This is a genomic window from Kluyvera sp. NPDC087067 (assembly GCF_044745165.1).
Lineage (GTDB): Bacteria > Pseudomonadota > Gammaproteobacteria > Enterobacterales > Enterobacteriaceae > Kluyvera.
In genome coordinates, this window is record NZ_JBIUZS010000002.1 from 294,008 (window position 1) to 319,986 (window position 25,979).

The following is a 25,979-nucleotide window of genomic DNA, read 5'->3' on the forward strand; positions in this document are numbered from 1 at the left end:
AGCATCGTGTAGATTGCCGGATGGCGGCTACGCCTTATCCGGCCTACAGGCCGCCGCGGATGAGGCCGCCGAGGCCACATCGCTACCACAGAGATTGCCGGATGGTGGGGATTGGTAGAACATCGTGTAGATTGCAGGATGGCGGCTGCGCCTTATCCGGCCTACATAAATCGGTAGGCCTGATAAGCGAAGCGCCATCAGGCACTACAGGCCGCCGCGGATGAGGCCGCCGAGACCACGTCGCTCCATAAACGCTGCAACCTGATGGCGCACTTCGGTCGCCATTTGCGCCTCAAGAGTGCGCTGCGCCAGAGTCTGCGCGTCCTGAAGGTCGATATGGCGCAGCAGGTATTTGACGCGCGGCACCGAACGTCCATTCATCGACAGATGACGGAAACCCAGCCCAACCAGGATGGTAACGCACATAGGATCACCAGCCATTTCGCCGCACAGGCGGAGGTCAAGACCATAGCGCTCCGCCTCTTGCACAATCATCGATAGCACGCGGATCATGCCGGGATGCAGACTGTCATACATACTGGCAACGCGCGTGTTGTTACGGTCTACCGCCAGCACGTACTGCGTTAAGTCATTGGTACCGACCGAAATAAAATCGACGCGATTTGCCAGATTCGGCAGCATAAAGATCATCGACGGCACTTCAAGCATGATGCCCAGACGCGGTTTCGGGATCGCATAGCCGATCATTTCCTCCACTTCACGCCCCGCGCGATCGATGAGTCGACGCGCTTCATCCACCTCTTCAAGGTTTGTGATCATCGGCAGCAAAATGCTCAGATTGCCGGTTGCCGCGTTAGCACGCAGCATGGCGCGCACCTGGATCAGGAAGATCTCCGGCTGATCGAGCGTAATGCGAATACCGCGCCAGCCCAGGCACGGGTTTTCTTCGCTTATCGGCATATACGGCAGCTGTTTATCTGCCCCAACATCAAGGGTACGCAGGGTCACGGGTTTATCGTTGAACATCTGCAACATCCCCTGATACTGCGCGACCTGTTCCTCTTCGGAAGGGAAACCGCTCTGTAACATAAAGGGAATTTCAGTACGGTACAGACCGATGCCGTCAATGCGGCGTCCCAGTTTCTGCTCGTGTTCGGGGCTTAGGCCCGCGTTGAGCATCACTTTGACGCGCTCGCCGCTTTTCAGCTCCGCCGGGCGTTCAACGTCACCTTCTGCCAGGCGGCTAAGTTCAATTTCTTCACTGATAAGGCGCTGATATTCCTGCACCAGAATCTGTTCAGGGTCGACCAGCAGTTCACCGCGATAACCGTCCACCACCAGCTGACGCCCGTGGAGGATGGCGGGCTGGATGTCGGCCCCCATCACCGTTGGGATCCCCAGCGCACGTACCATAATTGCCGCGTGGGAGTTTGACGCACCGTCACGCACCACCACGCCAGCTAAGCGGTCTTGCGGCAGTTCGGCGAGCGTAGCCGCCGAGAGTTCATCGGCGACCAGGATAAAGCGTTCAGGCCAGGCGTTCGCCCCGGTGGTGGTATCATCAAGGTGGAATAACAGGCGCTGGCCCAGGGTGCGCAGATCGCCCGCGCGCTCCTTGAGATAGCCGTCACTCAGCGCGGCAAACTGTTCGGCAAACTTCTCAACGATCTTCTTCACCGCCCATTCCGCGACGGCGCCTTTATCCACTTCGGCAAACAGTTCCCGGCGCAGGCTGGCGTCGGACAACAAGTGCGAGTAGAGATCGAAAATGGCAGCGGTCTCTTTTTGCGCCCCAGCGGCAAAGCGTTTGCTGTAGCGACGAAATTCGTTGGCGGCTTCTTCCAGCGCGCCGGTCAGACGTTCACGTTCCAGCGCGGTATCGAGCGAGGAGGCTTCGTAAACCTGCTCCATCAGCGGCAGCGTGGCATCCATCCACCCTTCCGCTATCGCCACGCCCGGTGAGGCCGGCAGCGCACGAATGCGCGTCTGACGATACTGGCCGAATAAGGCGGTCAACTGTGACAAAGAGAGAATAGCCGCCATCTGCGTCGCCAGCGTGACTAAAAACGACTCTTCACTTTCGTCAAACTGGCGGAGTTCACGCTGCTGCACCACCAGCACGCCGAGCAGCTGACGGCGCTGAATAATCGGTACGCCGAGGAAAGCGCGGAAACGCTCTTCTTTTACGGAAGGGATATATTTGTAGCTGGGGTGTTTTTGCGCATCGGCCAGGTTGATAGGTTCAGCCAGTCGGCCAACCAGGCCAACGATACCTTCATCAAAGGCGAGCGTAATGGTACGACCGCGAGGCTTTTTGAGGCCACGGGTCGCCATCAGGTAGAAGCAACGTCGATCGTTGTCGGCAAGATAGACGGAACACACTTCTGTCTCCATGGCCTGGCAGACATCGGTAACCAGAATATCCAGCGCCTCGTTCAGACGAGGCGCACTCGCGACCTTCTCAACAATTTCGCGTAAGCGCGTGAGCATAATGTGCGTGGCTTAACCTCTTTTACGTCGATACGCAGGTGCGCTTTGCGGTTTTGGCGCGCTTTCCGCCAGCGCCATGACGACACTGGCGAACTCTTTCATCACCCGGCGGTAGACGTCGCGTTTAAACGAAACGACCTGGCGCACCGGATACCAGTAACTCACCCAGCGCCAGCCATCAAATTCCGGCGTGCTGCTGGTTTGCATATTGATATCCGCGTCATTGCCGATCAATTGCAAAAGAAACCACTTCTGTTTCTGGCCGATACAAACCGGCTTTGTGTCCCAACGCACCAAACGTTTTGGCAACTTGTAACGCAACCAGTTTCGGGTCGAAGCGAGGATCCGTACATCCTTACGGCTTAATCCTACTTCTTCGAACAGTTCCCGATACATCGCCTGTTCTGCTGTCTCACCGGGATTAATACCCCCTTGCGGGAATTGCCAGGAGTGCTGACCATAGCGTCGAGCCCACATGACCTGGCCCTGACGATTGCAAATTACAATACCAACATTTGGGCGGTAGCCATCGTCATCAATCACCGGACTACCTCAAAATAAGCTTCAATGTGAATGATTGTTTCACACTCGCTGTAAACGGTAAACCACTCTATTGCACGCTCCTATCCCGAATAACATTTGAATAACTCACAGTAATCATCATAGTTATAAACAGAGATGGGGTGCTGCGAGCGATTTTATTCACTTTTTCTGTGGATAGAGTTGTGAAGAAGTAGGGGTTTACCCAGGGAAAACCCAGAGTACTCTGAATAATCGCATGGGAACCCATTTCAGTAAATCGCTATTTTTCATTATGTTATTACTGTTAATAATGATGCATGAGCCTGGAACGTGATGATCATCACATAGGCGATCCTTTAATTGATGAAAGATCGAGCAGCGTCGGTTTTATCCACAGATTGTGCCAACATCTTAGGCATGTTTTGTGCAAAAATTCGATTTTCGTCGCACGTCAAGGCTGTAAATTGAACCAGTAGTGGGGCTTTTCCCCAGTTATCCCATTTTTCTGTGGATAACATGGTGTAAGATCCTGTTCATTGTCAGTGACCAGTTTTGTTTAACCTTTTTTTGGACGTTTTTCAGCGCGGTTTTAATTTAGAAAAAGTTATATTTTTCATAACGTTGATATGTTTACTCAGAAAAAGTTAAACTCTATCCACACCCGGTCAGTTTGTCGTTCACTTTTTAACCAAAAGGCGTATTACTATGTCCACCCTGGCTCCACTCCTTTCCTCGCCGAAAACGCAAGCCGAACTTCTCGCTCAGGCGCAGCGGTTAGCGGGTTATTCTCTGGGGGAGCTTGCGGCCATGGCAGGTATCGTGACGCCGAAAGATTTAAAGCGTGATAAAGGCTGGATTGGCATCCTGCTGGAGATCTGGCTTGGCGCAAGCGCCGGTAGCAAACCAGAACAGGATTTCGCCACGCTTGGGGTGGAGCTAAAAACCATCCCAATCGATTCACAAGGTAGGCCGCTTGAAACCACCTTCGTCTGCGTAGCGCCGCTGACCGGCAATTCTGGCGTGACGTGGGAGAACAGCCATGTGCGTCATAAGCTCAAGCGAGTACTTTGGATCCCGGTGGAAGGTGAACGGGCAATCCCCCTTGCCGAAAGGCGCGTCGGCTCACCGCTTTTGTGGACGCCAAGCGCTGAAGAGGAACATCAGCTACAGATGGATTGGGAAGAGTTGATGGATTTGATTGTGCTGGGACAGGTTGAGCGAATAACGGCCCGCCACGGCGAGGTGCTTCAGCTGCGTCCGAAAGCCGCTAACAGTAAAGCGTTGACCGAAGCCATCGGCGCGAGCGGCGAGCGCATTATGACGTTGCCGCGTGGTTTCTATCTGAAAAAGAACTTTACCTCTGCCCTGCTGGCCCGCCACTTTTTACCGTCAGCACATTAATTTTTGGTCATGCTGCGCTGCGGGATTATAATCACTTCGCTATCCGCGGTAAGAAGCAGACATTCCTTTGCCTTTCCCGTCTCTACAGGGAGTCGTTTCTGGGGATGGCTTGTCCGCATACGGCGAAAGCGCATAACGCATATCAATTAACACTTCGCATTTTTTTGGCAGGACTTATCTGATGTTATTTGCATGGATCACCGACCCCAATGCCTGGCTCGCGCTTGGCACTCTGACGCTGTTAGAGATAGTCCTTGGGATCGATAATATTATTTTCCTCTCTCTGGTTGTTGCAAAGCTCCCTACCGCCCAGCGCGCTCACGCTCGTCGCATTGGATTAATGGGCGCAATGGTTATGCGGCTGGCGCTTCTGGCCTCTATCGCCTGGGTTGTGCGGTTAACGCATCCACTGTTTACCGTCTTTGACCAGGCCATTTCGATTCGCGATTTGATTTTACTGGTGGGCGGCTTGTTCCTTATCTGGAAATCCAGCAAGGAAATTCACGAGTCGTTTGAGGGCGATGAAGAGAGCATCAAGACCAACGTTCATTCGTTTATTGGTGCCATCGTGCAGATTATGCTGCTTGATATTATCTTCAGCCTCGATTCGGTGATTACCGCCGTGGGCCTTTCCGACCATCTGTTTATTATGATGGCGGCGGTGGTTATTGCGGTGGGCGTGATGATGTTTGCCGCGCGCGCTATCGGCGAGTTTGTCGATAAGCATCCGTCGGTAAAAATGCTGGCGCTGTCGTTCCTGATCCTTATCGGCTTTACCTTGATTCTGGAGAGTTTCGATATCCATGTGCCGAAAGGTTATATCTACTTCGCGATGTTCTTCTCGATTGCGGTTGAGAGCCTCAATCTGCTGAGAAATAAGAAAACATCGCAGTGATCTGTTGCCCGTAGCCCTTTTTTGAGGGCTATGTCAGATTTTTTTAAGATTTTCCTGCTTTATGCTTTTCTCAGGGTCAGTTATTACTAGACTATAGAGAGAGTGCGGTGTTAAAGGGGATAACGATGACAAAATGGGCAGTATTGATTTCCGCAGTAGGTTTAGCTTTTGCTGTTTCCGGCTGTAGCAGCGATTACGTCATGGCGACGAAAGATGGCCGGATGATTCTGACCGATGGTAAACCGGAAGTTGATGACGATACCGGTCTTATCAGCTACGAAGACCAGCAGGGTAATCAGATGCAGATTAATCGCGACGACGTGTCGCAGATTATCAGACGCTAATTATAGAGGTCAGCCATTTGCTGGCCTTTTTTCATTTTTTTACTTCCCCTTTTTCTTCCCCTCTGCCATTTTTATATTCCTTTGTCAGGACTCTTTCCTGACGCTGTTAATAAAAGGAAGCCGGCTTATGCAGTACCACCGTATCCCCCACAGCTCGCTTGAGATAAGCACTCTTGGGCTGGGCACAATGACGTTTGGTGAACAAAATAGCGAAGCCGACGCCCACGAGCAGCTTGATTATGCCGTCAGTCAGGGCATCAATCTGATTGATGTCGCGGAAATGTACCCGGTTCCCCCGCGACCGGAAACCCAGGGGCTGACGGAGACCTACGTCGGCAACTGGCTGGCTAAACGCGGTAATCGCGAAAAGCTGGTGATAGCGTCTAAGGTGAGCGGCCCGTCGCGCAACAATGACAGCGGCATTCGTCCAAACCAGGCGCTCGACCGTAAAAATATCCGTGATGCGCTTCATAACAGCCTGCAACGTCTGCAAACGGATTATCTCGATCTCTATCAGGTTCACTGGCCACAGCGTCCAACCAACTGTTTTGGCAAGCTTGGGTATACCTGGGCGGACTCTGCGCCGGTTGTTTCACTGCTGGAAACGCTGGAAGCGCTCACCGAATATCAGCGAGCCGGGAAGATTCGTTATATTGGCGTATCTAATGAAACCGCATTTGGCGTGATGCGTTATTTGCATCTGGCTGATAAACATGACCTGCCGCGCATCGTGACCATTCAGAACCCCTACAGCCTGCTCAACCGCAGCTACGAAGTGGCGCTGGCGGAAGTGAGCCAGTTCGAGGGCATCGAGCTGCTGGCTTACTCTTGCCTCGGGTTCGGTACGCTGACCGGGAAATACCTGAACGGTGCGAAGCCCGCGGGCGCACGCAATACGCTGTTTAGCCGCTTCACGCGCTACAGCGGCGAGCAGACGGAGAAAGCCGTCGCGGCCTATGTGGATATCGCGAAGCGGCACAATCTCGACCCGGCACAGATGGCGCTGGCGTTTGTTCGTCGCCAGCCGTTCGTTGCCAGCACTCTGTTAGGCGCAACCACGATGGAGCAGCTGAAAACTAACGTTGAAAGCCTGCATCTGGAGTTGAGTGAAAAGGTGTTAGCCGAGATTGAGGCGGTGCATCGGGTTTATACCTACCCGGCGCCATAAATACGCGTCTTCCCGGGGTCGCTTGCGCTCGCCCGGGCTACATGACTGAGCACGATGGTAGCCCGGCCAAACGTAACCCCGCCGGGAATTGCTCCCAAATTAGCAGCGTATTATCCCGGGGTCGCTTGCGCTCGCCCGGGCTACATGATTGAGCACAATGGTAGCCCGGCCAAGCGTAGCGCCGCCGGGAGCTGCTCCTGAACTAGCGGCGTTTTCCCCACAGCCACAGCACCACAATCGCCAGGGTAAACAGCACACCAAAGCCCACGCCGACACCGACAACCGGGACGTTCACCGCCAGCGCGGCGGAATAGAGCCCCAGCATAATCAGCATCATGCTGTTTTCACCGAGGTTCTGGACGGCAATGGCATTCCCCGAACCGACGGTATGTTTACCGCGATCCTGTAATAACGCATTCAGTGGAACGATAAAGAAACCGCCGCAGATACCGATGATAAACAGCAGCACGTAGGCTGGCAGCGCCAGATGCTGTAGCGCAAAAATTGCCACCACGACACCAATCAACGCCCCCGCAGGCATACAGCGCGCGACCGTTTCCAGCGTCACCAGCTTCGCCGCCGCACCGGCCCCGACAACAATCCCTACCGCGACCATCGCATTGAGGTAGGTTGGCGTCGCGTTATCGGTCACGCCAAGCGCAACCGGCACCCACAGCACCAGCAGAAAACGCAACGTCACGCCCGCGCCCCAAAAGAGGCTGGTGCCAAGAAGTGAAAAGCGGGTTTCGCCGTTGCGCCACAGCACCAGGCAAGCCTTAAAGAAACTTTGCGTCATAGGCCCAAAGCGCCAGGATTGCCCCGGACGCGCCGCCGGTAATTTCGGGATAAAGGTATTGGCGACGACCGCGCCGCAGTACATGATGGCGCAAAGTCCCAGCGCCGCCAGGACGTTAAGATCGGCCACCACGCCGCCCGCCACCGAACCTATCAGAATCGCCGCAATGGTTGAGGCTTCCATTAATCCGTTGGCTTTCACTAACCTATCGCCGGTGGTGATTTCACCGAGAATGCCGTACTTAGCGGGAGAATAGGCCGCAGCACCAATGCCCACCAGCGTATACCCGATAAACGGGTTGAGGCCCGCACAAATGGTTACCGCGCCGACCAGTTTCAGGCCATTCGCGAACATCATCACCCGGCCTTTACCAAAGCTGTCCGCTACCTGCCCGACAAACGGCGCAAAGATAATGTAAGCGCCCACAAACACCATTTGCAGCACCGGCTGGCTCCAGTCCGGGTAGAACTGTTGTTTCATCAGGGCGAGGATGGCAAACAGAAGCGCGTTGTCGCCAAAGGCCGAGAGAAACTGGGCCGCAATCACCGCCATCATGCCTTTCGACCAGATGGATGGGTTAGTGTGTACTGACTCACTCATTTGGATTTTCCGCTTCTGCAACCATGGCTTTAAGGGTGACGAAATCCGGTTTGCCGCTGCCCAAAAGCGGCATTTGCTTCAAGTGGCGGATATCACGAGGAACCGCCAGCTCCGGTACGCCGTTGGCCCGCGCATACTGCAACAGCTTATCGCGGGTCAGTTCATTATCGGTGGTAAACAGCACCAGCGCCTCGCCTTTGCTGGCATCCGTTTTCACCGCCGTGCCGTGCATTTTTTCCGGCGAGACGCCAAGCGCCATCATCTCGACCATCTCAAGTGAGATCATCTCCCCGGCAATTTTGGCAAAGCGTTTAGCACGGCCCTGAATTTGCACGAATCCCTGCTCGTCAAAGGCGACAATATCGCCGGTGTCATACCAGCCGGATTCAAGCTCACCGTGTTGGTTTTCAGCCGTCGGCGCTTCAAGCACGCCAGGATTTTCCACGCGCAGGTAACCCGACATAACGTTTGGCCCCTTCACCTGCAGACGCCCGCCCTGCTCGATTCCCGGAATCGCCAGCAGTCGCGCATCCATACCCGGTAAAATACGCCCAACGGTGCCAGGCTTCGCCGCCATTGGAACGTTGATGGAGACAACCGGCGCGCATTCGGTCACGCCGTAGCCCTCGAGAATTCGCAGGCCAAACTTATCCTGCCACAGCGTTTTGGTGCTCTCCTGTAACTTCTCCGCACCGGCGACCACATAGCGCAGACGATAGAAATCGTAAGGATTGGCAAAGCGCGCGTAGTGGCCTAAAAACGTTGAGGTACCAAACAGCACGGTGCAGTTACGGTCATAAACCAGTTCCGGCACCACGCGATAGTGCAGCGGGCTCGGGTAAAGGAAAACTTCCGCGCCGGTCAGCAGCGGCGTGAACAGGCCGACCGTCAGACCGAATGAATGGAACAGCGGCAGCGCCGACATAAAGCGGTCGCTGGCGGTAAAGTCGGCGATGGTTTTAATCTGCTCGACGTTGGCCAGAATGCTTTTATGGCTGTGCACCACGCCTTTCGGATGCCCTTCAGAGCCGGAGGTAAACAAGATAATCGCCGGGTCTTCCGGTTTCTGAGGAACCTGCGCCAGATGCGGCATCAGCACGCGCGAGAAAATCCACAGTTTATCGGCGGTGGTGACATCCCCTTTTAAATCTTCAAGGAACACCCATCGCACCTGGGTCAGCTGTTCCGTCAGGTGCCAAAGCTTACCTTTATCCAGGAAGGTACGAGAGGTAAAGACGGTGCCAATTTGCGCGGCGGTAATGGCGCTGGTGAGTCCTTTGACCCCAGCCGTATAGTTCATCATCGCCGGGATACGCCCTCGGGCGATAGCCCCGAAAATCACCGCGGCGCTGATACCGGCATTGGGCAGCATTAAACCTATCTTTTCGCCCTTCTTACTGTATTTATCGAGAATTCGCGCCACAAACAGCGTTTTGGTCAGCAGTTTACGGTAGCTGTCGGGCTGGAAGTTTATATCCTCAATGCACGGTTTTTTCTCACCATAGCGATGCATGGCGCTAAGCAGCGACTCATACAGCGTTTCACGCGGACGCACCGCCATGCGCGCTTCCATCATAATTTGATGCAGCATTTCACCGGCAATTTTCCGGCGGTCGCGGGCGCGCGGCGCTTCCGGCATGGGTAGCGTCGTTGGCGGCAGCAGGTGGAGTTGAATGCGCGGGAACAGGCGGCGTTTTACTCGCCCTTTCAAACGGCTGAAGAAGGTGAGCTCAGCACCTTCTATACGCAGTGGGATAATAGTGGCGCCAGACTTTGCCGCCACAAATGCCGCGCCGTCGTATATCTTCATCAGCGAGCCGGTGACGGAAATACGCCCTTCCGGGAAAATGACCACCGGGCGACCTTTTTCAATCAGACGCACCAGATGCTTGATAGACATCGGTTTTGTCGGGTCGAGCGGCACGAAGTCAATAAACGGTTTTAGCCAGCGCATAAACCATTTGTCGGTAATCGAGCTGTAGACCGCAAACACCGGGCGCACCGGCAGAAAGAGCGCCAGTAGAATGCCGTCAATAAATGAGACATGATTGGGCGTGATGAGCACTTTAGACAAGCGCAACGCCTCGGTGTTACCCGTCATCCTGACCCGGAATAACAGCTTAAAAATCTGTCGGAAGAACCCCAGAAGCATACCAACTCCTTTTGCCATCGTTTAATGATTGCAGGGTACACGAGAAAACGGGGGAAAAGCAGCAGGCGCTCTGTTTCAGGCAAAAAAAAACCTGCGCATCTGCGCAGGTCGGTGTAAGTGATGGTATGTGCAAAGCACATATTAAAACATTCACCAATCAATACCTCTGGGACAGCCATTCTCTCTGCCGGGCCTTTCGTCAGCCAGCGAAAAAGCGCAAGAGAGTAAGCGGAAGTGCAACGAGGTATTGCGATTATCGGTATCTGTTACAGGCGGGAAAAAAACAAAAAAAAACCTGCGCATCTGCGCAGGCTGGTGTAATCAAGTGGTCAACCCTCGCGGGTGACTTCACCTATCAATACCTCTGGGACAATCAGATTAGCAATTCGCGTAACGCGTTCTCCAGCAGACATTCGCAACAGCCTCTCGCAAAGTGTAAGCAAACATTTGAATGTTCCCGTTTAGTTGCAAATGTGCGGTCATTTTTCCACCAATAACCGTTGGCGCATTAATATTGTGCATTTCCCCACAGACTCATCCTTGAATACACCGGGGATTTCCGTAAAACTGTTATGGTGTAAACGTTTACCCAACGAATGATTATTAAGGCACATTATGGCGACAATTAAAGATGTGGCCCGGCTTGCAGGCGTTTCCGTCGCGACTGTATCCCGCGTCATCAACAACTCCCCAAAAGCCAGCGATGCCTCACGTCAGGCCGTTTCCACCGCCATGGAAACCCTCAACTATCATCCAAATGCCAATGCGCGTGCGCTGGCGCAGCAATCAACGGAAACCGTCGGCCTTGTGGTTGGCGATGTCTCCGATCCCTTTTTTGGTGCCATGGTAAAAGCCGTGGAACAGGTGGCCTACCACACCGGCAATTTTTTGCTGATTGGTAACGGTTATCATAATGAGGTGAAAGAGCGACAGGCGATTGAACAGCTCATCCGTCACCGCTGCGCGGCACTGGTCGTTCACGCCAAACTGATCCCCGATGCGGAGCTTGCCGATTTAATGAAGCAAATGCCCGGCATGGTATTGATTAACCGTATTCTGCCCGGCTTTGAAAAACGCTGCGTTGCGCTGGATGACCGCTATGGCGCCTGGCTGGCAACCCGCCATCTCATTCAGCAGGGACATACCCGCATCGGCTATATCTGTTCTAATCACGCCATTTCAGATGCTGAAGACCGCTTACAGGGCTATTACGATGCGCTTAAAGAGCACGGTTTACCCTGCAATGACCGGCTGGTGACCTTTGCCGAACCGGACGAAAGCGGCGGCGAGCAGGCCATGACTGAACTGCTGGGCCGCGGCAAACCGTTTACGGCGGTGGCCTGTTACAACGACTCCATGGCCGCAGGTGCGATGGGCGTACTTAACGATAACGGAATTGATGTTCCGCAGGCTATTTCGCTGATTGGCTTTGATGACGTTCTGGTGTCACGTTACGTTCGACCGTGTCTGACGACGATTCGCTACCCGATTGTCACCATGGCGACGCAGGCGGCCGAGCTTGCATTGGCGCTGGCTGAGAAGCGTCCGCTGCCGGATATCACGCATTTATTTAGCCCGACGCTCGTGCGCCGTCACTCGGTCATCGCCCCCGCCGACGCCCCAAAAGCGTAACGATACGAATGCACGGTGGTCGCTGGCTCAGCCAGCGATAAAGGGATATTCGCCTCCGTGACGCTAAAAAGCGTGATCCCGGTGGTTATTTGCTTCGTTCTGAGCGCTTATGCCTCGGAACGAGTGTGATAAACTACTGACCATTACGGAGTTTCAGGAAATAATCATGGCAACGATGCTGGATGTCTCAAAACACGCAGGTGTCTCGAAAGCGACGGTATCTCGCGTGCTCAATGGTACCGGTCAGGTTAAAGAGAGCACTCGCCAACAGGTGTTTAAGGCGATGGAAGAGTTAGGCTACCGTCCTAACTTCCTGGCGCGCTCGCTGGCTAACCGCACCAGTAACAGCATTGGCCTGGTGGTTTCCACCTTCGATGGATTCTATTTTGGTCGTCTGCTCCAGCAGGCTTCGCGCCAGACGGAAGCCTGGGGCAAGCAGCTTATCGTCACCGACGGTCATGATACGCCTGAACGTGAAGAACAAGCCGTGCAGATGCTCGCCGACCGTCAGTGTGACGCCATTGTGCTCTATACCCGTCATATGAGCGAAAAAGCTATTATGGCTTTGGTGAATACGACGCCGATGCCGCTGGTGGTGATTAACCGCGACGTCAGCCAGGCGCGCGATCGCTGCGTATTCTTCGAACAGCAGGACGCCGCATTTCAGGCGGTGGAGTATCTGATTTCTCAGGGGCATCGCGATATTGCCTGCATCACCGTCCCTATTCACACGCCAACCGGTAAAGCGCGTTTGCAGGGTTATCGCCGGGCGCTGGAGCAAAACGGCATTGCGTGGGATCCCGCCCGCGTGAAGCACGGGGATTCAACCATGAACTGCGGTTACGAGATGTGTAACGCGCTGCTCAATGAGAAGGTGAAATTCAGCGCGCTGTTCGCCTGTAACGATGATATGGCGCTGGGTGCGTCAAAGGCGCTGCATCAGGCAGGGCTTGCTATTCCGCAGGATATTTCGCTGTTTGGTTTCGATGACGCCCCGAGCGCGAAATGGCTGGAGCCGGGGCTGTCGACCGTCTATCTGCCGATCGATAATATGATTGTCACCGCCATCGACCAGGCGATTAAGCTTGCCAGCGGGGAAGAGATCGAGACGATCCCACCGTTTACCGGCACGCTGGTGTTGCGCGAGTCGGTGACGACCGGGCCGTTTTATAAATAGTGCCGATCCCGGCGGCGCTGCGCTTGGCCGGGCTACATTTGTAGCGCAAACGCCGCCGGAATACATTCGTGCATATTTGTAGGCCTGATAAGCGTAGCGCCATCAGGCATCACCGCGCACATTGCCGGATGGCGGCCATGGCCTTATCCGGCCTACGTCCAATGGTAGCCCGCGCCGCCGGGAATCCCTCTATCAAATAAGCTCCAGCGCCAACAGCTCATCAATCGTCTGCCGACGGCGAATCAACCGCGCCACTCCATTATCAAACAGCACTTCCGGCAGCAGCGGTCGGCTATTGTAGTTCGACGACATCGACGCACCGTACGCCCCGGTATCGTGCAGCACCAGATAATCGCCCGGCACCACCGCTGGCAGCAGGCGCGTCTCGACTTTTCCGCCCTCTTGCTGGGTGAACACGTCGCCGGACTCACACAGCGGCCCGGCCACTACCGTTTCAATCTGCGCGGCCTGCGCTAATGAACGACCATCGCCCGCCAGCGCTGAAATATGGTGATAGCTGCCGTACATCGCTGGACGCATAAGATCGTTGAAGCCCGCGTCGATGAGCACAAAGTGGCGGCTGCCCATCTCTTTTACGCTGCGCACCTGCGCTACCAGCACGCCCGCCTCAGCCACCAGGAAACGTCCAGGCTCGATCTCAAGCTTCACCGGATGCCCAAGATGTTTCGCAATTTGCTCGCGCGCGGCGTTCCACAGGCCGAAGTAGTGATCGGTATTGATCGCCTCCTCCCCTTCACGATACGGAATCGACAAACCGCCGCCCGCCGAGATCGCTTCCAGATCCTGACCAAACTCCACCACCTGACGCACCATCGCGCCGCACACCTGCTCCAGATGACCATAGTCAACGCCGGAGCCGATATGCATGTGAATACCAACCAGTTTTAGCTGATAACGCTGGAGCACTTCCAGCGCCGCCGGAAGGTCGCTATACCAGATACCGTGCTTGCTGTTTTCGCCGCCGGTGTTGGTTTTCTGGCTGTGTCCATGACCAAAACCCGGGTTAACGCGCAGCCATACCCGGTGACCAGGAGAGAGCTTACCCAGCTGTTCAAGCATATCCACCGACCCGGCGTTCACCGGAATTTGCAGCTCATGCACGCGCGCAAGCGTCGCTTCATCAATCATATCCGCGGTAAAGACGATCTCGTCGTGCCCCGGTACGAAGCCCGCCGCCAGCGCACGTTCAATCTCACCTAATGAGACGGAATCCACCTTCACGCCCTGTTCACGCATCAGCCGCAGAATATGAATATTAGAACACGCCTTCTGAGCAAATCGAATCACGTCAAACTGGCTCAGTTTGGCAATCTGCGCGCGGATAACCTGCGCATCGTAAACCCACACCGGGCAGCCAAATTCAGCCGGCAGGCGCAGCAGGTTATCGGCGGTCAGATCAGTGTCGGTATTGTTGAGTGGGCGTGGCATGGCGAACTCCGGTGTGGTTTTTTTATGATTACGCCACAGGCCAAAGAGAATAAAAAATATCGTTTTATCTTGAGTCTATGCAAAAATGATATGGACTGTTTATTCGAGGATTGCCCATGCCAGCCGTTAACCTGCGCCATATCGAAATCTTCCACGCCATTATGACGGCGGGAAACCTCACGGAAGCCGCACGGATGCTGAACACCTCGCAGCCGACGGTCAGCCGCGAGCTGGCGCGTTTTGAGCAGGTGCTGGGATTAAAGCTGTTCGAACGCAGCCGGGGTCGTCTGCATCCTACCGTTCAGGGGTTACGCCTGTTTGAAGAAGTTCAGCGCTCCTGGTATGGGCTGGACAGGATTGTCAGTGCGGCCGAAAGCCTGCGCGAGTTCCGTCAGGGGGAATTGTCGATTGTCTGTTTGCCGGTGTTTTCGCAATCTTTCTTACCGGCGCTGCTGCAACCCTTTTTAGAACGCTATCCGCAGGTCAATATTCAGATCGTGCCGCAGGAATCTCCGCTGTTAGAAGAATGGCTATCGGCCCAGCGCCATGACCTCGGGATTACAGAAACGCTGCACACGCCCGCCGGAACCAAACGCACGGAGCTACTCTCGCTCGACGAGGTCTGCGTCTTGCCGCAGGGGCATCCGCTGGCGGAAAAATCGGTCTTAACGCCGCAGGATTTTCAGGGTGAAAACTATATTAGCCTGTCGCGTACCGACAGCTATCGCCAGCTGTTGGATGCGCTGTTTACTGAACATCAGGTCAAGCGACGCATGGTGGTGGAAACGCACAGCGCGGCTTCAATTTGCGCGATGGTGCGCGCAGGCGTGGGGATCTCGGTGGTGAACCCACTGACGGCGATGGACTACGCCAGTAGCGGGATCGTCATCCGCCGATTTAGCGTTTCAGTACCGTTTACGGTAAGCCTGGTGCATCCTTTACATCGCCCTTCCTCTGCGCTGGTTGAGGCTTTTAGCCACCATTTAATTCACCAGACACCTCATATCATTGCGCCCCTATAAATAATGGATACATGTATATAATCCTAAAAAATAAATTTAGCACAAACAATCAAAGAAATTTTTTTTGGTTTATAACATGATTTACTCCATCAGAATAATATCACATCAGACCATCATTCCATTCATATACATAATTATTTAACCACAACTTAACACTCCATTTAGAAAAACAAACTTATTTTGCGACGCAAATATATTTATAGTTGGATCATTCAATTCAATTTCCCACAAATAATATTCAATAGTGATGAAGTATTATTCATTCAACAGGACGTTGAATAACAGAGTGATCAACAGGGAATCATAATATGACGCTAAAATTAAGTCTGTGTGCTATTTCATTAATATGCATAGCCCCGCAGTGCGGCGCAAATATGTCCGTCTACCCCATGTCCGTTGATATGAACGATCAAGGTGAAAGCAGCGTTCGCGTGATTTCCCGCACCAGCGATGTGCAATATATTAAAACATCCATTCTGAATATCACCGGTATTGGCACCACTCAGGAAAAAGAAACTGAAATTAAAAACGGCGATCCCACCGCGATTGTCGTGATGCCCCCTAAATTCGCCCTCCCCGCTGGCACCACGAAAATGGTACGACTGGTGGCAATGGAACCGGTAAAAGAAGAGACCACATACCGCGTGAAGTTCGAGGCCGTGCCGCAGCTCGATGACCCGCTTGAAGGCACGCAAAAAACCAGCACCCAGCTCACCATTAATCTTATCTGGGGTGTACTGGTCAGCGTTCCACCGGAAAATCCGCAGCTAAAAATGGAGCTGCTTGCCGATGGCAAAATTACGAACACCGGTAATCAGCGTTTTAAAATATTAAAAACTGGACTGTGTAAGAAAGCACAATCAGACAAAGATTGTGCGTGGCAGGATGTCGGCAATAATATTTACCCACATGCCAGCTATGCACCTAAAAACATATTGAATTACGACCGCGTCGTTGTTCAATATTGGAACTGGATTGATAAGTCAAAGCACTCGCTGGACTTCTCAATTCATTAATTAGTAATTAATTACATGGAATATAAGTAAATGAAATCAGTTATTTCTAAATCCTTACTTGCTTTGGCAATGGTTTCTGTAATGGGTTCTGCTATGGCAGTCCAGAAAGATATTACCGTTACTGCAACCGTTGATTCAGCACTGGATATGACTCAGGTTGATAACTCTGCGCTGCCAAAAAACGTTGATATGCAATATATCCCAGGCACCGGTCTGGTTCCTTACCAGCTGCAGACCAAAATCTGGGCAAACGACGTGACTAAAGACGTCATGATGCAGCTGACCAGCGACGCCGTACTGGTTAACAGCCTGGGCGGTGTTACCGTGCCGATGACCGTTTCATGGGGCGGCGAAGCGCTGTCTACCACTGCTATTACCCTGTCAGCTAAAGAGCTGTTCCCTGACTCAACGACTGCACTGAAGACCGGTTCTGTAGCAAAAACTCTGCAGATCGCACAGACCCAGCAGGAAACCCTGGCTACCGGTACCTATCAGGGCGTAGTTAGCATCTACCTGTACCAGAATGCTGCTGCTCAGCCGTAATTTTCCAATATAAATCCAATGAACCGAAGAGAACTCTTCGGTTCATTTTTTTGCCATATCAAGGAAGATGATTGAGTAATGAAAAAATCAATTCTTGGGCTATTAATCTTTTCCATACTCAATATTGCCCATGCGCGCACCGACGCAATTCCACCAGGGTTTGAAGCTATTGTACAAGGCCAGCAGGAATACGTTGACGTCTATCTGGCGGGGCGCAATCTGGGTAAGTTTTATGCCACAGTTAGCCTTGATACCGTAAAGTTTGAACAACCCGAAAAGATCATCGCCGCCATGGCGCTGGGTAACGATCGGGGCCGGATCGTACCTATCGCCGCAAAACTCAACCAGCCTCTTGAACGTCACGGTGAGCTTGCCTGTACGGCCGTAAACAACAGCGCTGGCTGTGGTTATCTTGTCACCAAAGACGTCGCACTGATTTATAACGACGAACAGAACGCCGTTACCCTGTTCTTAAATAAAGAGTGGTATCCCGATAGCGCCCAAACCGCGCTCTATCTGAAAGCGAGCCAGGACGATGATATCGTTAACGCATTCATCCACCAGCAGGATATTAACGTCGCCATCCAGGACGACTTTAAATCGGCTTATCTGCAAGGGACGGGCGCATTAGGCATCACCGATAACAGCTACATTGGCGGTTACTGGAGCCTGAATGGCAACGAAAGCGACGGGGAAACCGAGACTGACGTTGACGTCAGCGAACTCTATTATCGCTACGATATTATGAGCCGCTATTACCTACAGGGCGGGCGCATGGACAGCCGCAGCCTGTTTAACCTTGATGGCGGCAACTTTAATTTCTCTTTCCTGCCACTCGATACTTTTGACGGTGTACGCGCAGGATCGACGTTAAGCTATCTCAACCGGGATCAGGCGGGCCAGGGAACGCCGGTAAACGTACTGCTTTCTCGCAGCTCGCGCGTCGATGCTTATCGCGATAATCAGCTGCTGGGTTCGTTTTACTTAAACGGCGGCAATCAGTCGCTCGACACCAGTTCGTTCCCTTCAGGCAGCTACACGCTGCAGCTGAAAATTTATGAAAGCAACCAGCTTGCCCGTACTGAAGTGGTGCCGTTTACCAAAACCGGTAGCATGACCGATGGCCACGTTCAGTGGTTTATCCAGGCGGGGAAACTGGCGGATGACTCCAGCTCATCGACCCGCTACAGCGACAGCGGTTCTACCTCCGCTCAGGCGGGGATTCGAGTGCCGGTGACGGCACAAAGCGAGCTGATGCTCGGCGTGGCGTCGGTGGACAATAATTTCTCCACCGAGGTTAACGGTCAAATCACCCCGGCGCTCGGCGCTTTAGGCGATATGGATCTGCAAACCGGCTTTTTCTATAACGACCAGGGTGGCCGCGGCAACATGCAGCAGCTCAACTGGCGGGTAGAGAATCTGCCCTCACTGAACTTTTACCGCAAAGATACCAGCGGCGGTCAGTGCTCCGGCGATAGCGATTCTGAAGATTACGATCTCAACTGCTTTGAGAGTATCAGCGCCGGCCTTTCGCAAACCGTTTTAAGCTGGAACCTGGCGTTAAACTGGAACCGCACCCGTAACCACGCGGACTACCACACGCGCTGGGACAACAACCAGGACTTTAGCGATAACTATTTCAGCCAGGCGAGCGCGAACTCGACGTCAGATACCGTCCAGCTTAGCGCCTCTCGCTCTTTTAGCCTTACCAACTGGACGCTGAACACCAACCTCGGAGTATTCACTCGCGACAACAATGACAGCACCGGCAATGATAACGGTGCCTATTTGATGTTTACCTTCAGCGAGATACCGCGTCAGGATAATAATGCGCGTAGCCGTAGCACCACCATCGGCGCTGATTATCGCACCAGCAAAAACAGTAGCGACCAGACGGCCTGGAACCTGTCGCGCACCTGGTATGACGATAACGTCAACCATAAAGAAGTGGGCGTGAGCCTCGGCGGAATCAACACCGATACCCTCGACAGCGGCGTGAACGGCCGTATTGATGGCCTGTACGGCAACCTCAGCGCCTACCTCACCGACAGCTACGATACCAACGATCGCGAACACAATACCGCCTTTACCGGCAGCTATAGCTCGACGCTCGCCGTCAGCCGTCACGGCTTACAGATTGGCCGCGCGGGTAACGGTGACCCATCGGCAGCGGTTCTCGTCGCGGTGAAAAAACTGGATGACGCCGACGCCGACGAACTCTCAATTGATGCCACCACCAACGGCAGCAAAGCCAGCCTGACCGGCGATGAATCGGTGCTGTTCCCTTACACCGGCTATGAAATGGGCTACATCGACGTCAACGACAGCGCGCGTAAAAACCAGACGGGGACCACCAACCTGATTACCGGTTCAGGCAAACAAAGCCTGATGCTGCTGCCGGGTAAACTGCGCTACCGCGAAGTGTCCGCCACCTTTAACTACAACTATATTGGTCGACTGCTGCTGCCGCAGGCGCTGAAAAAATATCCGGTAATTGGCTTAAACAGCGCAATGCTGCTGATGGCAGACGACGGCGGGTTTACGCTGGAAATGCAGAGCTCATCACGCGATCTCTACGTTCTGGCCGGGCAGTCTTTCCTGAAATGTCCGCTAAAAGTGCTGAAGAAACGCGCCAGCATTCGCTTCGCTGGGGATATTGAGTGTTCGGTGGTGGCCTACAGCCAGTTGCCACCGCCAATACAGGTTCAGGCGCAGTTGAAACAGGCTCAGCGCAAGCAGGCGCTGGAAACCGCACAGAGGGAGAGTGTGCAATGAAATTAACAACGTTGTTGATAATACCTGGGCTGTTGATAAGCGGCATGGCGGCAGCATTTACACCTACCGGACCCGTACCGAATGTCAGCACGATTCAGGACTATGAGATCCCTTCTGGCGCACCAAAGGACGTTTATCTGTGGTATGAGGATTACGCAGGTAAGGCGGGATATAATATTTCATATGGGAGCTATGACTGCTCTTATCCAGATAATAACCAGAGCTGTACCCATCAGAGTCGTGGGTCAACTATCAAACTATTGTTGACCGAAAAGCGCGGTGGAATGACATACCCGATAACATTCCAGGCCTACCTCGACCCTCTTTATTACGATTCAGCCCATCCTGAAAACAGCGTTACTTGTGCCAATCAACGTCCGCTAAATAATCAGCAGGCTTGGGGATGTGGGAATAGTATAACGACTAATAGCAGGGCTCTCACCTTATGGCTCCCGCAAAGTGAAATGAACGCGCTTCCCGTCGGCGGGGTATGGTCTGGAACGCTAAAACTTAAATTTCACGACCCTGTCGGCGGGAATGTTATAAATTATCAGGCGAGCATCACCCTCAAAGGCAAGGCCACCGGTAAACAAGATATCTACTTCCCGGAATTTAACGGCGCCAATCCGCTGGTTCAGTTAGACCTGCATCCAACGGGCTCCATTACCGGCAATGGCTTTGTTGAAGATACCACTACGCTGGATATGTGCCTGTACGACGGATACAACTCCAACAGCGACAGCATGACATTGTCCTTTAAAGATGAAGGTAAAACGGCAGCTTCCCGCAAAAATGGCTATTTCTCCATTTATAACACTGCCACGGGCGGGACGGGTGAAGCTGAGCGTATCGATTATCGCGTAGAGATGTTTGATCCCCACAGTAAAGGCTGGATGACGGTGAAAAACAATGAGACCAACACCTTGTCGGCCGGGGTAAACGGCCAGGACCAGATACGTCCGGTGCGGCTACCGTCGATTACCTATCCTGTACTCTGCGCCCCGGCACCGCTGAGGCTGATAGTCGATAAATTCCGCGTCACCGACAAAGCAGCCGGATACTACAAAGGCATTCTGAGCGTGGAATTTAGCCCCAGCCTGAACAGCATCTGACACTACGCTCACCCCGCGCTTATCCGGCCTGATTCACATGTAGGCCGGATAAGCGCGAGCGCCATCCGGCACCCTGTCCTCACGACAACATAAACGCCACCGCATCCGCCGCATGAATCGCCGCCGTATCAAACACCGGCAGCGGGCTTAATTGTGCTGGCACCAGCAGGCCAATCTCGGTACAGCCGAAAATCACCCCTTCCGCACCCTGACGCGCCAGCTCGTCTATCACCCCCAGATAATAATCACGCGACGCCTCGCTAAACTCGCCAAGACACAGCTCATCAAAAATAATCTGGTTAATCTTCTGGCGTTCATTCTGCTCAGGAATCAGCGTGCTGATGCCAAACTCTTGCTGTAAGCGACCGCGATAGAAATCCTGCTCCATGGTGTAGCGCGTACCCAGCAGCGCGACGTTGCTCATATTCTGCTCGCTGATAGCCCGACCGGTGGCGTCAGCAATATGCAGGAACGGCACGTCGCAGGCCGTTTCAATTGCGTCGGCCACCTTATGCATGGTGTTGGTGCACAATACGATCCCTTCAGCTCCCGCTTGTTGAAGACCTACCGCCGCTTGCGCCAGAATCTCGCCCGCTTTCTGCCAGTCACCTTGGGACTGACAAAGCTCAATCTCGTGAAAATCCACGCTGTGCAGTAAAATTTGCGCGGAATGCAGTCCACCAAGCTGCTGCTTTACGCCCTCATTGATAAGGCGATAGTACGGAATAGTTGATTCCCAGCTCATGCCGCCCAACAGACCAATCGTTTTCATCCTCGTCCCCATTCGCGTTGTTATCACCCCAGTGAACCAAAGATGTGATCAACTTTCCACATCTGTCGCTATGGTTTTCTTTTTAAGCTGTTCTGATATAAATTTAATGAAACAACGTTTCAACATTAAACAGGACGGCCGGATGTTTATTTTTCATAAAGAAACCACCCTTGAAAATCTGGGCAATGGCGTGACCCGCCGCATTCTCGCGCACGACGGCAAGATGATGGCGGTAGAAGTGAATTTCGAAAAAGGCGCAATTGGCCCGATGCACAATCACCCGCACGAGCAGCTAACCTACGTGCTGTCCGGGGAGTTTAAATTCACGATTGGTGATGAGAAGCACGTGGTGGGCGCGGGAGATACGCTGTATAAGCAGCCAAATATCATGCACGGCTGCGTGTGCCTGAAAGCGGGAACGCTGCTGGATACCTTTACGCCAATGCGTCAGGATTTTTTGAATCAGTAACGGCGACGCCGGGGGTGATTGAAGTCTCCCCAGCAAAGCCATTCGGTTCCCTCGCCCCTATGGGGAGAGGGCTAGGGTGAGGGGATTGTCATCGATTATCGCGCTGTAACCCTCACCCCAAGCCTCTCCCTTAAAATGGGAGAGGGGGCACACCGAGCTAAGTGGACGTAGGCCGGATAAGGCGTAGCCGCCATCCGGCAATGTGCACGGTGATGCCTGATGGCGCGTAGCTTATCAGGCCTACATGGTGTCAATGCCCACAGTATCTACTGTGATACTGTGTTATTTCTTCGCTTGTTTTAAGCTTTAAACATCTGTTTAGCCAGCACGTACCCACAGCCTAAGAAACCACCGAGCATGCAGCCCAGCACCAGGATAAGCGCTTTGCCTGGGCCGTCTTTTTTCAGCGGCAGCGTAGGCGAAAGCTGGTAGGTCACCGGCATAAAGTCCACGTCAGGAATCGACAAAGCCTGGAGCTTTTTCAGCGTGTACTCGCGGTTTTGCAGGTCGCTGTTCAGATCGCTGACATCTTTTAATGACGACTCAATTTTTAATTTCTCTGCAATCCCGGCTGCCCCTAAGGAAATAGAGAAATCAGGATCGTCTTTTACCGCCATACCCTGGCTGTACAACGGTTTTTGTATTCCCGCGGCATTAGCAATGCTCAAAGAATATTTTAACCGCTGAATAAGGATGTTCCGCGCATTTTCCAGATGAGTACGGTCTAATTCCAGACTCTCTTTACCATTGCGAATCGTCTTATCAATGCTGCTACGCAAGGTATCCAGCACTTCTTTACGCACTTGCAGGCTAATAAAGTCGAGATAACCGTTAAGGATCTTTTGCGCCTGCTCCTGTTCACTCCCGGTAAAGGAAAGCGTCCAGCTGACATAAGGCAGCTGTTCATTCACCTTCTTAGGATCGGCGTTATTCACAATGGTCAGGCTTTCCGCCATACGGACGATTTCACGCTGCAGCGTGACGGGATCCGCCGAATCATCAACCATGCCGGATTGACGCAGCCAATTCTGGAACTGCGACTGGGAGCTCAGCTTCTTAATGAAAAGGTTGAAGATATCGCTACGATTTCCCTGGATATCAACACCCAGAGCACGCGCCTGAATGATGACATGCTCAAGATTGTTCACCTGGATAGTCTCAGGCACTGCCAGAACGGCCTTGCTGGTCCACTTTTGCGGCAGCATAAAGGCCATCACCAGACTCAGAATCGCAGCCACGGCAACAAAGCCGAAAACTGTCTTTTTGTCTCGCCAAAGTTGCAGCAAAAGCAGACGAAGATCGATGTCATCATTGCTGGCAATAAGTGGTAAATTTCTTACTGGAGCCGCGTGCGGTAGAACTGGGTCTATTGACATAATCGGTGATTCAGCCATTTCAGAGATATCCAGACGCTTTTTTTCGAATGTTCAAAATTCGATTCTATAAGAATAATCTCTATTTTATCACTCTAATTATTTGGGGTTTTGCGATATTCAGCCCGTTCTTCTCCTGGATAGCATTTAAACATTAAAAAATGTTCTCTTTGGGCGATCTCACCCTCTCTCATCCCAAAATGCCACACCCCTCACCTTTTTAAAACGTCGTTTCGACTTTGATCACACTTTCATCATTAATCGAATGACGCAGAAACAAATAGCAATAAAATAAAATTAAAACGGCGTTTTATAAAATAACCACGACGAGAGTGAGATTTTAAAACCAGAAACGCCGGACGAATGGATGCCGAATAAATCGCTTATCTTACATTTACTTACAGGGAATGCTTAATGACTAATGCCAAGCTGACACTTTAACATCTCAGGCGCCAGGCGGCGCGAGAGATGTAACCAACACCCAATCCGTTTGACACACTTGTTCGCCAGGTAGGTATGTATGAATGAAAACAGAATGCTGGGATTGGCCTGGATTTCGCCCTATATCATAGGGTTGATAATCTTCACGGCCTTCCCGTTCGTTTCATCTTTCTTCCTCAGTTTTACTGAGTATGACTTGATGAGTCCGCCGGTGTTTAACGGCATCGAAAACTATCGCTACATGCTGACGGAAGATGCTCTCTTCTGGAAATCCATGGGCGTGACGTTTGCCTACGTATTTTTGACCATCCCATTAAAACTGGCTTTTGCATTAGGGATTGCGTTTGTCCTTAACTTTAAATTACGCGGTATCGGCTTCTTCCGTACTGCTTACTATATCCCGTCTATTCTCGGTAGCTCTGTCGCTATCGCCGTGCTGTGGCGCGCGCTGTTTGCGATCGATGGGCTGCTTAATAGCTTTATCGGCGTACTCGGTTTCGATCCGGTTAACTGGCTGGGCGAACCGTCTCTGGCGCTGATGTCCGTGACCCTGCTTCGCGTATGGCAGTTCGGTTCGGCCATGGTTATCTTCCTGGCCGCGTTGCAAAACGTCCCGCAATCACAGTATGAAGCGGCGATGATTGATGGCGCGTCTAAATGGCAGATGTTTATGAAAGTCACCGTGCCGCTGATTACGCCGGTTATTTTCTTCAACTTCATCATGCAGACCACTCAGGCATTCCAGGAGTTTACCGGGCCGTACGTCATCACCGGCGGTGGCCCAACCTACTCGACCTACCTGTTCTCGCTGTATATCTACGACACCGCGTTCAAGTACTTCGACATGGGTTATGGCGCAGCGCTGGCATGGGTTCTGTTCCTGGTGGTTGCAGTCTTCGCTGGCATCGCCTTTAAGTCTTCAAAATACTGGGTGTTCTACTCCGCCGATAAGGGAGGCAAAAATGGCTGATATCCAAGAAATCTCGCAAGCAAGAAGCATTGCTGAACGTGAGGTTGCGCGAACCCTTAGACGCGAAAAGATCAACGCCTGGATCCGCTACGTTATCTTGCTGTTCGTCGGCCTGTTGATGCTCTACCCGCTAGCGTGGATGTTCTCGGCGTCGTTCAAACCGAACCACGAGATCTTCACGACTCTGGGGCTGTGGCCAACGCATGCCACCTGGGACGGCTTTATTAACGGCTGGAAAACCGGTACCGAATACAACTTCGGTCATTACATGCTGAACACCTTCAAGTATGTGATTCCGAAAGTGATTCTGACCATTATCTCTTCCACCATCGTGGCGTACGGCTTTGCTCGCTTCGAGATCCCATGGAAGAAATTCTGGTTCGCCACGCTCATCACCACGATGCTGCTGCCAAGTACCGTGTTGCTGATCCCTCAGTACCTCATGTTCCGTGAAATGGGCATGCTGAACAGCTATATGCCGCTGTATCTGCCGCTGGCATTTGCGACACAAGGGTTCTTCGTCTTTATGCTGATTCAGTTCCTGCGCGGCGTACCGCGTGACATGGAAGAAGCGGCGCAGATTGACGGCTGCAACTCCTTCCAGGTGCTGTGGTATGTGGTCGTGCCGATTCTGAAACCGGCGATTATCTCCGTCGCCCTGTTCCAGTTCATGTGGTCAATGAACGACTTTATCGGCCCACTGATCTACGTCTATAGCGTCGACAAGTACCCGATTGCACTGGCTCTTAAAATGTCCATCGACGTCACCGAAGGTGCGCCGTGGAACGAAATTCTGGCAATGGCGAGTATCTCCATTCTGCCATCCATCATTGTGTTCTTCCTGGCGCAGCGCTACTTCGTGCAGGGCGTTACCAGCAGCGGAATTAAAGGTTAAGAGG

At 52.9% G+C, this 25,979-nt stretch carries 21 protein-coding genes and 1 pseudogene; 15 read left to right on the plus strand and 7 right to left on the minus strand.

Annotated features, from left to right (window positions below; genetic code table 11):
* Positions 1 to 204: 204 nt before the first annotated feature.
* Positions 205 to 2,451: a phosphoenolpyruvate--protein phosphotransferase gene (gene ptsP / locus ACIPDS_RS06770; RefSeq protein ID WP_166515707.1), complete on the minus strand. Its 2,247-nt coding sequence runs from the start codon at positions 2,449 to 2,451 to the stop codon at positions 205 to 207.
* Between the two features lie 12 nt (positions 2,452 to 2,463).
* On the minus strand, positions 2,464 to 2,994 hold the full coding sequence (gene rppH, locus ACIPDS_RS06775; protein ID WP_035893962.1) for an RNA pyrophosphohydrolase: 531 nt from the start codon (positions 2,992 to 2,994) through the stop codon (positions 2,464 to 2,466).
* Positions 2,995 to 3,448: 454 nt separating this feature from the next.
* Between rppH and ACIPDS_RS06780 the strand changes: the two are divergent.
* The 5 genes and pseudogenes from ACIPDS_RS06780 to ACIPDS_RS06800 form a co-directional block, all read left to right on the plus strand.
* A pseudogene (locus tag ACIPDS_RS06780) lies at positions 3,449 to 3,535 on the plus strand (hypothetical protein); the annotation flags it as partial.
* 143 nt (positions 3,536 to 3,678) lie between these two features.
* Complete coding sequence (gene mutH / locus ACIPDS_RS06785; RefSeq protein WP_166515706.1) at positions 3,679 to 4,374, plus strand: DNA mismatch repair endonuclease MutH; 696 nt, start codon at positions 3,679 to 3,681, stop codon at positions 4,372 to 4,374.
* 181 nt (positions 4,375 to 4,555) lie between these two features.
* The gene (locus ACIPDS_RS06790; RefSeq protein ID WP_400734043.1) at positions 4,556 to 5,269 is read left to right on the plus strand and encodes a TerC family protein; all 714 of its coding nucleotides are present in this window, start codon (positions 4,556 to 4,558) and stop codon (positions 5,267 to 5,269) included.
* 125 nt (positions 5,270 to 5,394) lie between these two features.
* On the plus strand, positions 5,395 to 5,613 hold the full coding sequence (locus tag ACIPDS_RS06795) for a YgdI/YgdR family lipoprotein (RefSeq protein ID WP_166515704.1): 219 nt from the start codon (positions 5,395 to 5,397) through the stop codon (positions 5,611 to 5,613).
* Between the two features lie 127 nt (positions 5,614 to 5,740).
* Positions 5,741 to 6,781 (plus strand): NADP(H)-dependent aldo-keto reductase, encoded by a 1,041-nt coding sequence (locus ACIPDS_RS06800; protein WP_400734046.1) that lies wholly within the window; start codon positions 5,741 to 5,743, stop codon positions 6,779 to 6,781.
* Between the two features lie 202 nt (positions 6,782 to 6,983).
* Here the strand turns inward: ACIPDS_RS06800 and lplT are convergent, their stop codons facing one another.
* Positions 6,984 to 8,177, minus strand: coding sequence for a lysophospholipid transporter LplT (lplT, locus tag ACIPDS_RS06805; RefSeq protein ID WP_400734048.1), 1,194 nt, complete (start codon positions 8,175 to 8,177; stop codon positions 6,984 to 6,986).
* A complete protein-coding gene (gene aas / locus ACIPDS_RS06810) occupies positions 8,170 to 10,329 on the minus strand; it encodes a bifunctional acyl-ACP--phospholipid O-acyltransferase/long-chain-fatty-acid--ACP ligase (protein ID WP_400734051.1) in 2,160 nt (719 codons plus the stop codon). The genes lplT and aas overlap by 8 nt, the downstream gene beginning before the upstream one ends.
* Before the next feature lie 615 nt (positions 10,330 to 10,944).
* Here aas and galR point away from each other — a divergent pair.
* Positions 10,945 to 11,961 carry an HTH-type transcriptional regulator GalR gene (gene galR / locus ACIPDS_RS06815; protein WP_400734054.1) on the plus strand — a complete coding sequence of 339 codons (1,017 nt, stop codon included), beginning with the start codon at positions 10,945 to 10,947 and terminating at the stop codon, positions 11,959 to 11,961.
* Positions 11,962 to 12,127: 166 nt separating this feature from the next.
* A complete protein-coding gene (locus ACIPDS_RS06820; RefSeq protein ID WP_166515699.1) occupies positions 12,128 to 13,138 on the plus strand; it encodes a LacI family DNA-binding transcriptional regulator in 1,011 nt (336 codons plus the stop codon).
* Between the two features lie 192 nt (positions 13,139 to 13,330).
* On the opposite strand, the gene lysA is transcribed toward ACIPDS_RS06820, so the two are convergent.
* The gene (gene lysA, locus ACIPDS_RS06825) at positions 13,331 to 14,587 is read right to left on the minus strand and encodes a diaminopimelate decarboxylase (RefSeq protein WP_400734058.1); all 1,257 of its coding nucleotides are present in this window, start codon (positions 14,585 to 14,587) and stop codon (positions 13,331 to 13,333) included.
* A 116-nt stretch (positions 14,588 to 14,703) separates the two neighbouring features.
* Here lysA and ACIPDS_RS06830 point away from each other — a divergent pair, with 116 nt between their 5' ends.
* The 5 genes from ACIPDS_RS06830 to ACIPDS_RS06850 all read left to right on the plus strand — a co-directional run bounded on the left by ACIPDS_RS06830 (position 14,704) and on the right by ACIPDS_RS06850 (position 21,055).
* Entirely contained in the window at positions 14,704 to 15,609 is a 906-nt protein-coding gene (locus tag ACIPDS_RS06830) for a LysR family transcriptional regulator (protein ID WP_400734060.1), read from the plus strand.
* Positions 15,610 to 15,983: 374 nt separating this feature from the next.
* Positions 15,984 to 16,625 (plus strand): fimbria/pilus periplasmic chaperone, encoded by a 642-nt coding sequence (locus tag ACIPDS_RS06835; protein ID WP_400734062.1) that lies wholly within the window; start codon positions 15,984 to 15,986, stop codon positions 16,623 to 16,625.
* Positions 16,626 to 16,655: 30 nt separating this feature from the next.
* A complete protein-coding gene (locus ACIPDS_RS06840; protein ID WP_400734064.1) occupies positions 16,656 to 17,168 on the plus strand; it encodes a CS1 type fimbrial major subunit in 513 nt (170 codons plus the stop codon).
* A 78-nt stretch (positions 17,169 to 17,246) separates the two neighbouring features.
* Complete coding sequence (locus ACIPDS_RS06845; protein WP_400734066.1) at positions 17,247 to 19,943, plus strand: TcfC E-set like domain-containing protein; 2,697 nt, start codon at positions 17,247 to 17,249, stop codon at positions 19,941 to 19,943.
* A complete protein-coding gene (locus ACIPDS_RS06850; RefSeq protein WP_400734068.1) occupies positions 19,940 to 21,055 on the plus strand; it encodes a CfaE/CblD family pilus tip adhesin in 1,116 nt (371 codons plus the stop codon). Before ACIPDS_RS06845 ends, ACIPDS_RS06850 begins: the two co-directional genes overlap by 4 nt.
* A 79-nt stretch (positions 21,056 to 21,134) precedes the next feature.
* Here the strand turns inward: ACIPDS_RS06850 and ACIPDS_RS06855 are convergent, their stop codons facing one another.
* Positions 21,135 to 21,827 (minus strand): aspartate/glutamate racemase, encoded by a 693-nt coding sequence (locus ACIPDS_RS06855; RefSeq protein ID WP_400734070.1) that lies wholly within the window; start codon positions 21,825 to 21,827, stop codon positions 21,135 to 21,137.
* 142 nt (positions 21,828 to 21,969) lie between these two features.
* On the opposite strand from ACIPDS_RS06855, the gene ACIPDS_RS06860 reads away from it, so the two are divergent.
* Positions 21,970 to 22,296 carry a cupin domain-containing protein gene (locus ACIPDS_RS06860; RefSeq protein WP_400734073.1) on the plus strand — a complete coding sequence of 109 codons (327 nt, stop codon included), beginning with the start codon at positions 21,970 to 21,972 and terminating at the stop codon, positions 22,294 to 22,296.
* Between the two features lie 299 nt (positions 22,297 to 22,595).
* On the opposite strand, the gene wzz(fepE) is transcribed toward ACIPDS_RS06860, so the two are convergent.
* Positions 22,596 to 23,690, minus strand: coding sequence for an LPS O-antigen length regulator Wzz(fepE) (gene wzz(fepE), locus ACIPDS_RS06865; protein ID WP_400734075.1), 1,095 nt, complete (start codon positions 23,688 to 23,690; stop codon positions 22,596 to 22,598).
* Between the two features lie 499 nt (positions 23,691 to 24,189).
* Between wzz(fepE) and ACIPDS_RS06870 the strand changes: the two genes are divergently transcribed.
* The gene (locus ACIPDS_RS06870; RefSeq protein ID WP_166515694.1) at positions 24,190 to 25,080 is read left to right on the plus strand and encodes a carbohydrate ABC transporter permease; all 891 of its coding nucleotides are present in this window, start codon (positions 24,190 to 24,192) and stop codon (positions 25,078 to 25,080) included.
* Positions 25,073 to 25,975: a carbohydrate ABC transporter permease gene (locus tag ACIPDS_RS06875; protein ID WP_166515693.1), complete on the plus strand. Its 903-nt coding sequence runs from the start codon at positions 25,073 to 25,075 to the stop codon at positions 25,973 to 25,975. Before ACIPDS_RS06870 ends, ACIPDS_RS06875 begins: the two co-directional genes overlap by 8 nt.
* Positions 25,976 to 25,979: the final 4 nt, after the last annotated feature.

What these genes read in the sequence shown, in the direction of transcription:
- ptsP (WP_166515707.1), bottom strand. Translation starts at nt 2,451, where the DNA reads ATGCTCACGCGCTTACGCGAAATTGTTGAGAAGGTCGCGAGTGCGCCT.
- mutH (WP_166515706.1), top strand. Translation starts at nt 3,679, where the DNA reads ATGTCCACCCTGGCTCCACTCCTTTCCTCGCCGAAAACGCAAGCCGAA.
- ACIPDS_RS06790 (WP_400734043.1), top strand. Translation starts at nt 4,556, where the DNA reads ATGTTATTTGCATGGATCACCGACCCCAATGCCTGGCTCGCGCTTGGC.
- ACIPDS_RS06795 (WP_166515704.1), top strand. Translation starts at nt 5,395, where the DNA reads ATGACAAAATGGGCAGTATTGATTTCCGCAGTAGGTTTAGCTTTTGCT.
- ACIPDS_RS06800 (WP_400734046.1), top strand. Translation starts at nt 5,741, where the DNA reads ATGCAGTACCACCGTATCCCCCACAGCTCGCTTGAGATAAGCACTCTT.
- lplT (WP_400734048.1), bottom strand. Translation starts at nt 8,177, where the DNA reads ATGAGTGAGTCAGTACACACTAACCCATCCATCTGGTCGAAAGGCATG.
- aas (WP_400734051.1), bottom strand. Translation starts at nt 10,329, where the DNA reads ATGCTTCTGGGGTTCTTCCGACAGATTTTTAAGCTGTTATTCCGGGTC.
- galR (WP_400734054.1), top strand. Translation starts at nt 10,945, where the DNA reads ATGGCGACAATTAAAGATGTGGCCCGGCTTGCAGGCGTTTCCGTCGCG.
- ACIPDS_RS06820 (WP_166515699.1), top strand. Translation starts at nt 12,128, where the DNA reads ATGGCAACGATGCTGGATGTCTCAAAACACGCAGGTGTCTCGAAAGCG.
- lysA (WP_400734058.1), bottom strand. Translation starts at nt 14,587, where the DNA reads ATGCCACGCCCACTCAACAATACCGACACTGATCTGACCGCCGATAAC.
- ACIPDS_RS06830 (WP_400734060.1), top strand. Translation starts at nt 14,704, where the DNA reads ATGCCAGCCGTTAACCTGCGCCATATCGAAATCTTCCACGCCATTATG.
- ACIPDS_RS06835 (WP_400734062.1), top strand. Translation starts at nt 15,984, where the DNA reads ATGTCCGTCTACCCCATGTCCGTTGATATGAACGATCAAGGTGAAAGC.
- ACIPDS_RS06840 (WP_400734064.1), top strand. Translation starts at nt 16,656, where the DNA reads ATGAAATCAGTTATTTCTAAATCCTTACTTGCTTTGGCAATGGTTTCT.
- ACIPDS_RS06845 (WP_400734066.1), top strand. Translation starts at nt 17,247, where the DNA reads ATGAAAAAATCAATTCTTGGGCTATTAATCTTTTCCATACTCAATATT.
- ACIPDS_RS06850 (WP_400734068.1), top strand. Translation starts at nt 19,940, where the DNA reads ATGAAATTAACAACGTTGTTGATAATACCTGGGCTGTTGATAAGCGGC.
- ACIPDS_RS06855 (WP_400734070.1), bottom strand. Translation starts at nt 21,827, where the DNA reads ATGAAAACGATTGGTCTGTTGGGCGGCATGAGCTGGGAATCAACTATT.
- ACIPDS_RS06860 (WP_400734073.1), top strand. Translation starts at nt 21,970, where the DNA reads ATGTTTATTTTTCATAAAGAAACCACCCTTGAAAATCTGGGCAATGGC.
- ACIPDS_RS06870 (WP_166515694.1), top strand. Translation starts at nt 24,190, where the DNA reads ATGAATGAAAACAGAATGCTGGGATTGGCCTGGATTTCGCCCTATATC.
- ACIPDS_RS06875 (WP_166515693.1), top strand. Translation starts at nt 25,073, where the DNA reads ATGGCTGATATCCAAGAAATCTCGCAAGCAAGAAGCATTGCTGAACGT.